This window comes from Pseudomonas sp. IT-196MI5 (assembly GCF_949767415.1).
Classification (GTDB): Bacteria; Pseudomonadota; Gammaproteobacteria; order Pseudomonadales; family Pseudomonadaceae; genus Aquipseudomonas.
In genome coordinates this window covers 120,105-132,959 of sequence record NZ_CATKPZ010000083.1, presented here as the reverse complement: position 1 = coordinate 132,959, position 12,855 = coordinate 120,105, and the positions used below count along the sequence as shown (strand labels likewise).

At 60.7% G+C, this 12,855-nt stretch carries 11 protein-coding genes; 5 read left to right on the top strand and 6 right to left on the bottom strand.

Features of this window, described 5'->3' with window-relative positions; translation table 11 throughout:
- Positions 1-118 precede the first annotated feature (118 nt).
- Together ACM6IK_RS27605 and ACM6IK_RS27600 are read left to right on the top strand one after the other, a co-directional pair.
- Positions 119-586, top strand: coding sequence for a glycine zipper domain-containing protein (locus ACM6IK_RS27605; RefSeq protein ID WP_414876818.1), 468 nt, complete (start codon positions 119-121; stop codon positions 584-586).
- Positions 587-602: 16 nt separating this feature from the next.
- The gene (locus tag ACM6IK_RS27600; RefSeq protein WP_218431347.1) at positions 603-785 is read left to right on the top strand and encodes a hypothetical protein; all 183 of its coding nucleotides are present in this window, start codon (positions 603-605) and stop codon (positions 783-785) included.
- Between the two features lie 30 nt (positions 786-815).
- Here ACM6IK_RS27600 and ACM6IK_RS27595 read toward each other — a convergent pair whose 3' ends face one another.
- Entirely contained in the window at positions 816-4,133 is a 3,318-nt protein-coding gene (locus ACM6IK_RS27595; protein ID WP_414876817.1) for an RHS repeat-associated core domain-containing protein, read from the bottom strand.
- 248 nt (positions 4,134-4,381) lie between these two features.
- Between ACM6IK_RS27595 and ACM6IK_RS27590 the strand changes: the two genes are divergently transcribed.
- On the top strand, positions 4,382-5,077 hold the full coding sequence (locus ACM6IK_RS27590; protein WP_414876816.1) for an HAD-IA family hydrolase: 696 nt from the start codon (positions 4,382-4,384) through the stop codon (positions 5,075-5,077).
- A 93-nt stretch (positions 5,078-5,170) separates the two neighbouring features.
- Here ACM6IK_RS27590 and ACM6IK_RS27585 read toward each other — a convergent pair whose 3' ends face one another.
- Positions 5,171-5,917 carry a 3-oxoacyl-ACP reductase family protein gene (locus tag ACM6IK_RS27585; RefSeq protein ID WP_414876815.1) on the bottom strand — a complete coding sequence of 249 codons (747 nt, stop codon included), beginning with the start codon at positions 5,915-5,917 and terminating at the stop codon, positions 5,171-5,173.
- Positions 5,918-6,041: 124 nt separating this feature from the next.
- On the opposite strand from ACM6IK_RS27585, the gene ACM6IK_RS27580 reads away from it, so the two are divergent.
- Positions 6,042-6,965 carry a LysR family transcriptional regulator gene (locus tag ACM6IK_RS27580; RefSeq protein ID WP_414876814.1) on the top strand — a complete coding sequence of 308 codons (924 nt, stop codon included), beginning with the start codon at positions 6,042-6,044 and terminating at the stop codon, positions 6,963-6,965.
- Positions 6,966-7,154: 189 nt separating this feature from the next.
- Here the strand turns inward: ACM6IK_RS27580 and ACM6IK_RS27575 are convergent, their stop codons facing one another.
- Positions 7,155-7,895: a phosphoadenylyl-sulfate reductase gene (locus ACM6IK_RS27575; protein ID WP_414876813.1), complete on the bottom strand. Its 741-nt coding sequence runs from the start codon at positions 7,893-7,895 to the stop codon at positions 7,155-7,157.
- A 173-nt stretch (positions 7,896-8,068) separates the two neighbouring features.
- Here ACM6IK_RS27575 and thrH point away from each other — a divergent pair, with 173 nt between their 5' ends.
- Positions 8,069-8,686, top strand: a complete 618-nt coding sequence (thrH, locus tag ACM6IK_RS27570; RefSeq protein WP_414876812.1) for a bifunctional phosphoserine phosphatase/homoserine phosphotransferase ThrH — start codon at positions 8,069-8,071, stop codon at positions 8,684-8,686.
- An 85-nt stretch (positions 8,687-8,771) separates the two neighbouring features.
- On the opposite strand, the gene pabB is transcribed toward thrH, so the two are convergent.
- The 3 genes from pabB to ACM6IK_RS27555 all read right to left on the bottom strand — a co-directional run bounded on the left by pabB (position 8,772) and on the right by ACM6IK_RS27555 (position 12,851).
- On the bottom strand, positions 8,772-10,115 hold the full coding sequence (gene pabB / locus ACM6IK_RS27565; protein WP_414876811.1) for an aminodeoxychorismate synthase component I: 1,344 nt from the start codon (positions 10,113-10,115) through the stop codon (positions 8,772-8,774).
- A gap of 214 nt (positions 10,116-10,329) precedes the next feature.
- Positions 10,330-11,316 (bottom strand): alpha-L-glutamate ligase-like protein, encoded by a 987-nt coding sequence (locus ACM6IK_RS27560; RefSeq protein WP_414876810.1) that lies wholly within the window; start codon positions 11,314-11,316, stop codon positions 10,330-10,332.
- The gene (locus tag ACM6IK_RS27555) at positions 11,316-12,851 is read right to left on the bottom strand and encodes an inactive transglutaminase family protein (protein ID WP_108218926.1); all 1,536 of its coding nucleotides are present in this window, start codon (positions 12,849-12,851) and stop codon (positions 11,316-11,318) included. The genes ACM6IK_RS27560 and ACM6IK_RS27555 overlap by 1 nt, the downstream gene beginning before the upstream one ends.
- Between the last annotated feature and the right edge of the window lie 4 nt (positions 12,852-12,855).

Here is a 12,855-nt window from a genome sequence, read left to right as displayed (position 1 = left end):
CCTGATCCTGATCCAGATTTGAATAGAGCCCGGCTTGATGCCGGGCTTTTTCATTTATGAACGTTTCACGCAGCAGCCGCTCAAATCTCCCATACTCCTGAAGAATGCGAGGCGTGCCATGAACCCGAAAACCAACGGCAATAAAACCACAAGCCTGAGTGCTCGACGATTGATGTTGCCTGCGATTGTTTTTGGATGGCTGATCTCTCAGGTTGCGCTGGCGGGAGGTAATGGAGATGCCGCCGTGGGTGGTGGTCTTGGTGGGGTGCTGGGCAATGTGGTCGGTGGCCAGTTGGGCGGCAGTACTGGTGCAGCGGTTGGTGCGGGTGTCGGCGGAGCGGCCGGCAGTGCCATTGCCGCGCCCAGGCACAGTCGCACCGAGGCGGCGGTAGGTGGTGGTTTGGGCGCGGCGGGTGGATCGGTGGTCGGCAACAGTCTTGGCGGTTCGACCGGATCGGCCATCGGTGCAGGCCTGGGCGGTGCAGCCGGCGGTGCGGTCGGCAATGATCTGGGGAGTGACAGCGGTCACTCCCATTCTGGTAACGGTTATAAACACTCGAACAAGCACCACAAAAAACATCACTAGTTGAGCGAGGCATCCCATGACTGCGAAAAGCGAAGGCAAGGAAGAAAAGGGCCCGAGCGGACGGCCATCCATCAACGATCCCGGCAATGAAGATCCGGGATCGTTGATGGATGATGCAACGGTGCCGCTTAACGATGCTGATGATTTGGGCGATGTGGGGAATATTGAGTTGGAAGATGAGGAAGAGGACGAAGATTGATCGAGTCGTGTTGCCGGATTGACCGGTTGTCTAGCTGATCGAATGCGTCCATCGCCCAGTCCTCGATATGTCGTGGCCTGAGTCTGCGTGATGCAAGTATCGGTTTGCAGGTATTGGAGAGGGTGCATTGGGTTCGCCCTCATCAGCCTTTGCCCCACCCACCCCATTTGTCGCCGAGCCTGCGGCCTTGTTCGGCAGTGGACAGTTCCCCCACGACCCCAACGGATCAACCCACCCAATCGGGTTCCAAGTGTACCGATACGGGTTCAATCCTGCGGCCAACTTGACTGGGTTCTGCGTCAGATAACGACCGATGTCCGGCTGGTAGTAGCGATGCCGGTTGTAGTGCAGGCCACTCTCAGCATCGAAATATTGCCCCTGAAACCGTAGCGGCTGTTCGAGTCTTTCACCGTCGCCGTGGCTCCGTTCGCGGAGTTTGCCGTGAGCGGTGTATTTGGCCGACCAGACGACGCCGCCGCCGTAGCTGGTCAGTTCCTGCGGGGTGCCGAGGTGATCGAGTTGGTAGTAGAGCGGGCAGGCGTCTGCCCGGCCTTTGCCGTCGAGCAGCGCCAGCGGGCGGAAGCTGCCGGGCTCATAGACGTAGCTGCGGTAGTGTCGGGGACCACTTTCGGCGATGAGTTGGTCGCCTTGCCAGAAGAATTGCGTGGTCTGGCCGTCGACGGTTTTGCCGATGCGTCGGCCGAACGCGTCGTAGCAGTAGCTGACACGTTTACCGTCCGGGGTGCTGACGCCGATCAGGCGGTGCTGGCAGTCGTAGGTGTATTCGGTAACCCGGGCCGGCATACCGCGGCGTTCGCGGATCAGGTTGCCGAAGGCGTCGTAGTCATAGTGGCTGTCGTAACGGCGACGCAGGCGGTTGCCCTGAAGCACACATGGGCCGGGGCGGTCGAGGATCAGCAGGTTGCCGGCCGGGTCGTGGGTGAAGTTCTCCGCGAACTGGTCGCGGGCGTGGCGTACGCCGGTCAGGCGGTCGAGCGCATCGTATTGGTAGCGACGTGAACCGTGGCGGCTGTCGGTAATCTGCAGGAGATTGCCCTTGATGCTGTAGGCATACTTGCGGCGATACAGTGGTCGTTGCTTTTGGCTGACGGCATGGGCCTGCAAACGACCTTGCTCGTCGTAGGCGTAATCGCTGAGCAGCAGCCCTTGTTGGCGTTGCTGTTCGCGCCCGCCAACAAAACGATGGCTGGTCAGGCGCGTGCCGTTGAGGTCGATGGCCGTGAGGGCGCCCCCCTTGTCGTGGTGGTAGACGAGGACGCAGGCGTCCGGCAGGCGCAGGCGCTTGAGCCGACCGCAGGCATCGTAGCCGTAACGCAGGGTACCCCGGCCCTGATGTTCGGTGATCAGCCGGTCCTGGCGGTCGTATTCGAACGCCAGCAGATGGTTCTGGCCGTCATCGACACTGACCAGCCGCCCGAGACTGTCGTAGCGGTACTCGACCTTGACCCCATCGGGCAAGGTTTTGACCCGTAACCGTCCAGAGCTGTCACGCCGATAACCGGTAACCAGCAGCGAACCGTCGTCGCCAAACTCGGTTTTCTCCAGCAATTGGCCATTGAGGTCGTAGCTGTAGGCGGTACGACGGCCATCAAAGCCGGTTTCCTGTCGGATCAATCCGCCCGGGGTGTAATCCAGCCGGTAGGTGTCGCCGACCTCGTTTTCGATCTCGGTGAGCAACAATTGCGCATGGTCGTAGCGGTATTTCAGCGCGCTGCCGTCGGGGTTGATCCGACGGCTGACCAGGCGCAGGTCATCGGCGTATTCGTAACGGGTTACCCGTCCCAGTTCGTCGGTGTCGGCGGTGACCTGGCCGCAGGCATTGTAGCGAAAGGCACGGGGGGCACCGGAGGGGCGCGTGGTCCGGGCCAGTCGACCCACGGCGTCCCATTCATAACCGGTGACGGCACCGTGTTCGTCCTGCCGGCTAATCCGCCTTCCTAACGCATCGTAGGAAAAAGTGCGCTGAGCACCGTCCGGCAGGGTCTCTTCCAGCAATTGTCCCAAGGCGTTCCAGACAAACCGGTGACCGCTCTGGTCGGGGAAACGGATCGTCAGCAAGCACCCCTTCGAGTCGTAGAAATAGCGGGTGATCTGCCCGTCGGGATCGGTGACGGCAGTGATGTCGCCCTGGGCATTGCGCGGGTAGCTCCATGTCGCCTGACCGCAGGTGCGGGTATGCAGAAAACCGTTGCGATACTCGCAGGACGTGAGCGCCTCATCCGGCGCAAGCAGTGCGATCAGCCGGCCGACCTCGTCATAATGGTATTCGGTGATGGCACCGAGGGCGTCCTGCTCGGCGATCAGGCGGCCCTGATCGTCATAGGCCTTGTGCCGCTCGCCGCCGTCCAGCCCGACGTGGCGCACCAACCTCGCGCGGTCGTCATGAACGTAAACCTCTTCGCTACCGTCGGCGTTGTTCACCGTCACGCCGCCTTCATCGTCCCAGACGTAACACGCCTCCATCTGCGCAAACGAGGCCCAGTGATGAATGCAGCGGGCCGCCTTGCCGGAGCGTTCCCATGCCCAGAAGAAACTCGCGCCGCCAGCCAGTTGCCGTTGCAGGATGACGTGCTGCTCGTCGTAGTCATAACGCTCGCTTTCACCCGCGGCATTGGTCGCCTCGATCAGACGCTGGCGGGCGTCGTAGCGGTAGCTGACCAGTGTCTGCTCGGTGCGCCAGGTGTACGCCTCGGGGCCGCTACGCTGAAACACCTGATAATCGACGGCCATCAGGTGCTTGAGGTCGTAACGCAGCAGCAAGGCGCGGTCGGCGCCGTTGTCCAGGCGTTGGATCCGGTCAAGGCGGTCCCGCTGCACCGTCACGCGGTTGCCGTAGGCGTTGCTGATGGCGCTGAGCCGGCCGTTGTGAAAGTGGTAGAACCGCGCGCGGTCGCCGGCCAGGGCGAGGATCAGTTCGTCCGGCTCCTCGCCGAGGTAAATCGCCGCCCGCGACAGCCTGTTGTGGATCACCGGGCGCGTCGCCGTCGGCCGTGGAAATGGCGTGCAGTGGTTTTCGGGGTCGATCCACAGCACCTGCTCGTCGTGGAGTTCCAGGTGCTGGGACAGCGAATGGCTCCAGCCAAAACCGAGGCCGGTGTCGAGTTCGACGGCACTGGTGCGATAGATGCGGGTGAAGTCGAACGGCAAGATCCCGTCGAGGGTGCTGTCCGTGAGGGTCAGCAATACTTCGCCCGTGACCATCGACACCGGGCAGTTGTGGGTGGCGGTGTGCTCGACGGTGTCGGTGCTGGCGACGGTTTTGACCTTATGCACCCCTGTCAGGGGACCGCTGGCGGGGTATGCCAATACCTTTTTGGGATCGAACATCTGCAGACTTTCGCTTGGCGGAATGTGGGACGTGAAACTCTGCGGAGGATTTTCAAGGAAAGAAGTCGGGAAAGTTGGCGTTTTCTGTAGGGCGATTCACCAAATCACGCAGTGCCATTCGACGTGGATCAGGATTTCATCGTTGCTCTAAGCCCGCGACGCTCGCTATGCTGCTGAATCCTTTAATCCATCCGGGAGTCGGCCTCAGCTGCGTCGGCCGGGATGCCTTGGAAAACGGATCAGATGCGATGAATGCACCACTGAAAGCATTCGGCCCGATCAAGGCCGTGATTTTCGATATGGACGGCTTGTTGCTGGACACGGAGGGCATCTACACCGAAGTCACGTCCATCATCGCTGCGCGTTACGGCCGAACCTTCGACTGGAGCATCAAACAGAACATCATTGGCCGGGGCGCGGGCGATCTGGCGCGCTATGTGGTTGAAGCGCTGGATTTGCCGATTACGGCACAAGAGTTTCTGGTGATCCGTGAGCCGTTGATGCGCGAGCGCTTTCCTACAGCGCAAGCGATGCCTGGTGCACAGGAACTGGTACGGCATCTGAAGGCCAACAACATTCCCATTGCCGTGGGCACCAGTTCTTCGAGCCAGTCGTTCGGCCAGAAAACCACCCTGCACCGCGACTGGTTCGCCTTGTTCGACTTCATTGTCACCGCTGATGACCCCGAGGTGGGTGCCGCCAAACCGGCGCCGGATATTTTCCTGACGGCGGCGCGGCGTCTGGGTGTTGCACCCGAAGATTGCCTGGTGTTCGAGGATTCGCCCTTTGGTGTTACGGCGGCGAAAGCAGCGGGGATGACGGCGATTGCAATTCCGGATGCGGCGATGGCCGATGCCAGGTACGCCCACGCCGATGGCATTCTTCGTACGTTGAAGGCGTTCGAGCCGGGCGCTTTTGGTTTGCCGGCGCTGGAGCGGGTCTGATGACAAAAATGTGGGAGCGAGCCCTGTGGCGAGGGGGCAAGCCCCCTCGCCACAGGGCTCGCTCCCACAGTTATTGCAGTTGACTGACGCGTATCAGGCGCCAAAGCCACCGTCGATGGTCAGGCTGGCCCCTGTGATGTAGCCGGCTTCAGGGCTGACAAGATAGGCGACGAAACTGGCGATTTCTTCGGCCTTGCCGTAACGACCCACGGCCATCAACGGGATCAGGCTTTCCGCAAAGTCACCGTGGGCCGGATTCATATCGGTGTCGACCGGGCCGGGCTGTACGTTATTGATGGTGATGCCTTGCGGGCCGAGATCACGGGCCAGGCCTTTGGTCAGGCCGACCAGTGCCGACTTGCTCATGGCGTATGGGCCGCCACCGGCAAAAGGCATGCGATCGGCGTTGGTGCTGCCGATGTTGATGATGCGTCCGCCTTCGGTCATGTATTTGGCGGCGGCCTGGGTGGCGATGAACACGCTGCGCACGTTGATGGCCAGGGTCTGGTCGAAGTCTTCGAGTTTGAACTCGGCCAGCGGTGCGACGGCCAGTACGCCGGCATTGTTGACCAGGATATCCAGACGACCGAAGGCGTCTACCGTGGCAGTGACGGCGTTACGGATAGCCTCGGCGTCGGCGCTGTCAGCCTTGATGGCCAGGGCCTTGCCGCCTTTGGCGGTGATGCTGTCTTGCAGTTCTTCAGCTTTCGCCGTGGAGCTGACATAGGTGAAGGCAACGGTCGCGCCTTCAGAAGCCAGGCGCTTGACGATGGCTGCGCCGATGCCGCGGGAACCACCTTGAATCAATGCCACTTTGCCGCTGAGGTTCTGAGTAGTCATGTCGATCTCCAAGTCCCGAGGCGAGATGTCCCGGTTGATGGAGGCTAGTATCGATTCAGGATTCCATGCTGTGTAGAGCATAATTGCGATAGTCTGTGTAAACCAAAAGTTTATAGTGGCTCCTATGGAAACCTTCAGCAGTATCGAATGCTTTGTGCGCAGCGCTGAGGTCGGCAGCTTCGCCGAGGCCGCGCGGCGTCTGAGCCTGACACCGGCGGCGGTAGGCAAGAGCGTCGCCAAACTGGAGGCGCGCCTTGGTGTAAGGCTGTTCCAGCGCAGCACCCGCAGCCTGACGCTCACGGAAGCCGGTCAGCTTTTTCTCGGCGAAGTCAGCGGCAGCCTGCACACCATCCAGAATGCCGTGGCCAATCTCGCCAGTGCCGGAGGGCGTCCTGCCGGAACATTAAAAGTCAGCATGGGCACGGTGTTCGGGCGCTTGTACATCGTGCCGTTGCTCGGGGAGTTTCTGCGGCGCTTTCCGGCAATCAACCCGGATTGGCATTTCGACAACCGACAGGTCGACCTGATTGCCCAAGGCTTCGACGCCGCGATTGGCGGCGGATTCGAACTGCCTCAGGGTGTGGTGGCGCGCAAGCTGACACCGGCCCATCGCGTGTTGGTGGCTTCCACCGAGTATCTGGCGGCGCGGGAGGCAATCGTCGAGCCGGACGATCTCAAGTATCACGATGGCATCCTCATTCGCTCGCCGCAGACCGGTCGCGTGCGTTCCTGGCAATTGACCAGTCGTAGTCAGCAACACAGTCCATTGACGCTCAAGGCGCGGATGACCATGAGCGATTCGGAAGCTGCCTGCGCCACGGCGACCCAGGGTTTGGGCATTGCCTTGGTGAGCATGCCGTTTGCCGTGGGTTATCTGGAGGTGGGGACGTTGCAGCGGGTGTTGCCGGACTGGTATGTCGACGACGGCAACATTTCTATCTACTACGCCGAACACAAACTGCTGCCCGGCAAGACCCGGGCGTTTGTCGATTTCATCATTGAGCAGTTTGCCGAGCGGGGGTTGGGGCAGCGGTTTAGTGCTGTTTGAGGCAGGCTCAGGACCGAGGTGCCCCCTTCGCGAGCAGGCTCGCTCCCACAGGGGATCCATGAGTGCCGCAGATCCAGTGTGGGAGCGAGCCTGCTCGCGAAGCGGAGTGTCAATCACATTGATGCTGGATGTACCGCCGTCTTCGCGAGCAAGCCCGCTCCCACAGGGGGGATTTCACAAGGCTCGGGATCAGGCTTTCGACTTGCTGATGATATTCCCCGCATGCAGCCCGCATTCCTTCTGCGTCGCTTCTTCCCACCACCAGCGACCTTCACGCTCATGCTGGTTCGGCAATACCGGGCGGGTGCAGGGTTCGCAGCCGATGCTGATGAAGCCGCGTTCGTGCAGGCTGTTGTAAGGCAGCTCCAGCATGCGGATGTAGCCCCAGATCTCTTCGCTGGTCATTTGCGCCAGCGGGTTGAACTTGTACAGGGTGCGTTCCGGGGTGGAGAACGCGGTGTCGATTTCCAACACCGCGACGGCGCTGCGGGTGCCGGGGCTCTGGTCGCGGCGCTGGCCGGTGGCCCAGGCTTTCACGCCGGACAACTTGCGGCGCAGCGGTTCGATCTTGCGGATGCCGCAGCATTCGCCATGGCCGTCCTTGTAGAAGCTGAACAGGCCTTTTTCCTTCACGAAGGGTTCAAGTTTCGTGTGGTCCGGCGACACCAGCTCGATGTCGATCTTGTAGTGCTCGCGCACCTGATCGATGAAGCGGTAGGTCTCGGGGTGCAGGCGGCCGGTGTCGAGGCTGAACACTTTGACGTTCTTGTTCAGCTTCCAGGCCATGTCCACCAGCACCACGTCCTCGGCGCCGCTGAAAGATATCCACAGGTCATCGCCGAACTCGGCAAACGCGAGCTTCAGGATGTCCTGAGCAGATTTGTTGGCATAGGTCGTGGCGAGTTCCACGACGTCGAACGTTGGGCTCATCAGGGCGGCTTCCTACAGGTCGGTGGCGCTGGGCGCTCTCTATGGGGTCGATGGTAACAAAAAGCTGCACGGGCCGGGGCATCCTCTGCGTTGCGCAGGCAGGTCCGAGTCGCTAGAGTTCGGCAGGCTTTATGCTCGCTCGACTCAATAATCAATACAAATGGGAGTGTCTTGTGGAAATTGCCTGTCTGGATCTTGAAGGTGTGCTGGTTCCGGAAATCTGGATTGCCTTCGCCGAAAAAACCGGGATCGAATCCCTCAGGGCCACCACTCGGGACATTCCCGACTACGACGTGCTGATGAAGCAGCGCCTGCGGATTCTCGACGAGCACGGCCTGAAACTTTCCGACATTCAGGAAGTGATCGCCACGCTCGAGCCACTGGACGGCGCCCTCGAGTTCGTCGACTGGCTGCGCGAGCGCTTCCAGGTAGTGATCCTGTCGGACACCTTCTATGAGTTCTCCCAGCCACTGATGCGCCAACTGGGCTTCCCGACCTTGCTCTGCCATCGTCTGCTTACCGATGACAGCGGGCGCGTCACTGGCTACCAGTTGCGTCAGAAAGATCCCAAGCGTCAGTCGGTCCTGGCCTTCAAGAGCCTCTACTACCGGGTGATCGCGGCGGGGGATTCCTACAACGACACCACGATGCTGGGCGAGGCCGATGCCGGGATTCTGTTCCATGCGCCGGAAAACGTGATTGCGCAGTTCCCGCAGTTTCCGGCGGTGCACACGTTTGAAGAGCTGAAGCAGGAGTTCATCAAGGCTTCGAATCGGACCTTGAGTTTGTAGTTGTCTGAAATGACGCCTTCGCTGGCAAGCCAGCTCCTACGAGAACTCTGCGATCCTTGTAGGAGCCGGCTTGCCGGCGAAGCTTTTAGAGGTTTTGCAGGGTATCGAGCAACACCTTCACCTTGGTAATCGATTCCTGATACTCAGCCTGCCACTCCGAATCGGCGACAATCCCACCACCGCCCCAGCAACACACCTGCCCGTCCTTGACCAGCAAACTGCGGATGGCGATGGAGCTGTCCATCTCGCCGCGCACGTCCAGGTACAGCAACGAACCGCAATACAGTCCGCGTCGGGTCGGTTCCAGCTCATCGATGATCTGCATGGCGCGAATCTTTGGTGCGCCGGTAATAGAGCCGCCGGGAAAACTGCCGGCGATCAGGTCAAGGGCATCGCGGTCATCTGCCAATTCACCGGTGACGCTGCTCACCAGGTGGTGCACGTTCGGATAGCTTTCCAGGCTGAACAGTTCCGGCACCCGAACCGAACCGGTGCGGCAGGTCCGGCCGAGGTCATTGCGCAGCAGGTCGACGATCATCAGGTTTTCCGCGCGATCCTTGGGGCTGGCCAGCAGTTCGGCGGCGTTCGCGGCGTCTTGTTCAGGCGTCAGGCCCCGAGGTCGAGTGCCCTTGATCGGGCGGGTTTCCACATGACCCTGGCTGACTTTGACGAAGCGTTCCGGTGACAGGCTGAGTACGGCATCGCCGTCAGGCAGGCTCTGGAAACCGGAAAACGGCGTCGGGCAAGCAGCACGCAGCGCACAGTAGGCAGCCCACGGATCACCCCGGCAGGGTGCGCGAAACCGTTGGGCGAAATTGACCTGGTAACAGTCGCCGGCCTGAATGTATTGCTGGATGCGCTCGATTGCCTGTTGATACTGCTCAACGCTCAAGTCGGCAGTCATCGGGGTGAGCAGTTTGAAGGGCGCGACCACTTCCGGAGCAGGCTGGCTGAACAGATCGATCAGGCGTTGGCGTTCGCCGGTGGGCAATATCGGGTGGAACACCAATTGACTGGTCAGTGAAAGGTGATCGCTGACCAATGCCCAGCCGTACAGGCCGAAGCGCGCGTCAGGCAGTCGCAGGTCGTCCTGTGCCTGGCTCGGCAGGCGCTCCAGATGTCGGCCGAAATCGTAACTCAGGTAGCCGATCAATCCACCGGCAAACGGCAACTCATAAGGTACCGGCAGAGTCGCTTCGCCCAGGCGTGTCAGGTTGTCGCGCAGGCGTTGCAGGAAGGCGTCGCCACTTTCGTCGGGCGATACCGTCAATTGCTCCAGTGGCCAGGCGCTGAGCAGGTCATAGCGGCCGCGATCAGCACTGGGGCGGCCGCTGTCGAGCAGCACGGCGCCGGGGGCATGGCGAATCGCCGCGAAGTACTCGGCGGGGTTGGCGCGATAGGGCAGCGGGTGTACGGAGCAGGTCAACATGGGCGGGGGAGATCAGCCATCGAGGCGGGGTGGCGATTGTAGTCCCCTCGGGGAATTGCTCCTAGAGGGGATGTCGGGGATTGGCAGATTGGAGGCAGGCATGAGTGCTGTGGAATCTGTCAGATGGTCTTCGCGAGCAGGCTCGCTCCCACAGGGTTCAGTGCTGCTCTTGTGGGAGCGAGCCTGCTCGCGAAAGAGGCGACTCGGTTTCGGATCAGCCCTCGACCGCAGGAATATGCCCAAACATCTCCTGCACGAACGCCACGCGCTCTTTGACCGACTCGGTCACGCCACGAGCCTTCAGGTCTTCCAGTCGTGCTTCCACCGCATGAGTACGCAACGTCAGCCCGCAGTCATTGGCAATCTGGATATTCAGCCCGGGCCGGGCGTTGAGCTCAAGAATCAGCGGGCCTTTTTCCTGGTCCAGGACCATGTCGACACCGATGTAGCCCAACCCGCACAACTCATGACAGCCAGCGGCGAGTTTCATGAAACCGTCCCAGTAGGGCAGTTGCACGCCATCCACAGCATTGGTGGTGTCCGGGTGTTTGTTGATGATGTTGTTCAGCCAGGTGCCGCGCAGGGTCAGGCCGGTGGCCAGATCCACACCGACGCCGATGGCGCCCTGGTGCAGGTTGGCCTTGCCGTTGGACTGGCGGGTCGGCAAGCGCAACATGGCCATCACCGGGTAGCCCATCAAAACAATGATGCGAATGTCCGGCACGCCTTCATAACTGATGCTCTTGAAAATCTGGTCCGGAATCACGCGGTATTCGATCAGCGCCCGGTCGCGGTGGCCGCCCAGGGAATACAGGCCGGTCAGGATGCTGGAAATCTGATGCTCGATTTCTTCATGGCTGATGATTCGGCCGGACACCGAGCGATAGCGGCCTTCAAAACGGTCGGCGATGACCAGGATGCCATCGCCGCCAGCACCCTGGGCCGGTTTGATCACGAAGTCACTGCGTGCGCCGATGATCTCTTCGAGATTGTCGATTTCCTTCTCGGTGGAGATTACGCCATACAGCTCGGGCACATGGATGCCGGCGGCGATGGCGCGTTCCTTGGTGATGATCTTGTCATCGACGATCGGGTACAGGCTGCGCTTGTTGTACTTGAGCACGTAGTCTGCGTTGCGCCGATTGATCCCCATGATGCCCCGGGCTTCCAGGGCCTTCCAGGTCTTCCAGAGGCCGAACATCAGGCGTCAGCCTTTTTCAGGAAGGCCTTGAAGCGCACCAGTTCGGTCAGGCGATAACCGCGATAACGGCCCATGGCCAGCATGAAGCCCACCAGGATCAACAGGATCGCCGGGAAGGTGAACACGAAGTACACCAGTTCCGGCACGGTCATGATCAGGTGCGCCAGGGACGCGGCGAACAGAGTGCCGATAGCGACTTTCATCGCATGGCCGCCGCCACGTTCTTCCCAGGTGATCGACAGGCGTTCGATGGTCATGGTCAGGATCACCATCGGGAACAGCGCCACCGACAAGCCGCGCTCCAGGCCGAGTTTATGGCTGAACAGGCTGATGGCCGCGATCAACACCACCACAAAGGTCAGCACCACCGACAGTCTCGGCAGCATTTGCAGCTTCAGGTGTTCGAGGTAGGACCGTAGCGAGAGTCCCAGCGCCGTGATGATGGTAAACAGCATGATGCCGAAGCCGAGCTGGGTTTCGCGGAAGGCCAGGGCGATCAGTACCGGGGTGAAGGTCCCCAGGGTCTGGATGCCGATCAGGTTGCGCAGGATCAGGATCACCAGCACGCCGATCGGGATCATCACCATGATCATGAAGGTCTGCTGGGTTTGCAGCGGCAGGCCGTACAGCGAGTATTCGAGGAAGTTGGCGTCGGTGTTTTCGTCGGTCAGCTTGGCCAAGCGAATGGCGTTCATTTCGCTGTTGTTCAGGCTGAAGGTCACGTTGGCTTTCTTGCCGCCGTCGACGGTGATCAGGTTTTCGTCGCCGGTCCACCACAGCAGGCGGTCGGTCGGCAGGCCCTGTTCACCGGTTTCCGGGTTGAAGTACAGCCAGTCGGTGCCATTGAAACTGCGCAGCCACAGTTCCGGTATTTGCGGCTGGTCGGCCACCAGACGGATGGTGTGGACCTTCTCGATCGGCACGTGGGCGATGGACAGCAGCAACTCGACGATTTTTGCCTTGTGTGCGGTGGACGGATCACCGGCCAGCAACAGCTTCACGTTGTCGTCGTTGAGGTTGTTGACCCGCTTGATGGATTCGCCGACGAAGGTTTCGACGTCGGCCGAGTGCTGGCGAATCGGCGCGAGCAGGGCTTCGGCGGCGATTTTTTCCGGACCTTCGATGGTCATGCTGTCGCGAAAGGTCGGGCCTTTGATCTTGGCTTTCTCACCGGAATAACGCTTGGTCAGCACCAGGCGGTAATACAGCGTCTGATTGCCTTTGGCCCGGCGCGCCGACCAGGTGACCTTGCGGTTGCCGTCGACCCGGTTCACGGCCACGCCGTAGTTATTGGAAATGAAGCTCTCGTTGAGGCTGACGAAGTCGCGGCTCAGCGGTGGCACGAACATCTGGATCTTGACCGGGTCCTTGGCACTGGCGACGAACTCGACCTTGGCGTCGATGTTCCACAGGTCGTCGGTTGCGTCTTCGGTCACCGGGATGCCCAGCACGAAGATCTGATAGGCCGTAACTGAAATGCCCAGCACCACCAGGATGGCGATCAGCAGTTTCAGATGAAGGGTAAGAGAGCGCATTTGA

Coding starts and splice junctions, on each gene's coding strand:
- ACM6IK_RS27605 (WP_414876818.1), top strand. CDS start 119: ATGAACCCGAAAACCAACGGCAATAAAACCACAAGCCTGAGTGCTCGA.
- ACM6IK_RS27600 (WP_218431347.1), top strand. CDS start 603: ATGACTGCGAAAAGCGAAGGCAAGGAAGAAAAGGGCCCGAGCGGACGG.
- ACM6IK_RS27595 (WP_414876817.1), bottom strand. CDS start 4,133: ATGTTCGATCCCAAAAAGGTATTGGCATACCCCGCCAGCGGTCCCCTG.
- ACM6IK_RS27590 (WP_414876816.1), top strand. CDS start 4,382: ATGAATGCACCACTGAAAGCATTCGGCCCGATCAAGGCCGTGATTTTC.
- ACM6IK_RS27585 (WP_414876815.1), bottom strand. CDS start 5,917: ATGACTACTCAGAACCTCAGCGGCAAAGTGGCATTGATTCAAGGTGGT.
- ACM6IK_RS27580 (WP_414876814.1), top strand. CDS start 6,042: ATGGAAACCTTCAGCAGTATCGAATGCTTTGTGCGCAGCGCTGAGGTC.
- ACM6IK_RS27575 (WP_414876813.1), bottom strand. CDS start 7,895: ATGAGCCCAACGTTCGACGTCGTGGAACTCGCCACGACCTATGCCAAC.
- pabB (WP_414876811.1), bottom strand. CDS start 10,115: ATGTTGACCTGCTCCGTACACCCGCTGCCCTATCGCGCCAACCCCGCC.
- ACM6IK_RS27560 (WP_414876810.1), bottom strand. CDS start 11,316: ATGTTCGGCCTCTGGAAGACCTGGAAGGCCCTGGAAGCCCGGGGCATC.
- ACM6IK_RS27555 (WP_108218926.1), bottom strand. CDS start 12,851: ATGCGCTCTCTTACCCTTCATCTGAAACTGCTGATCGCCATCCTGGTG.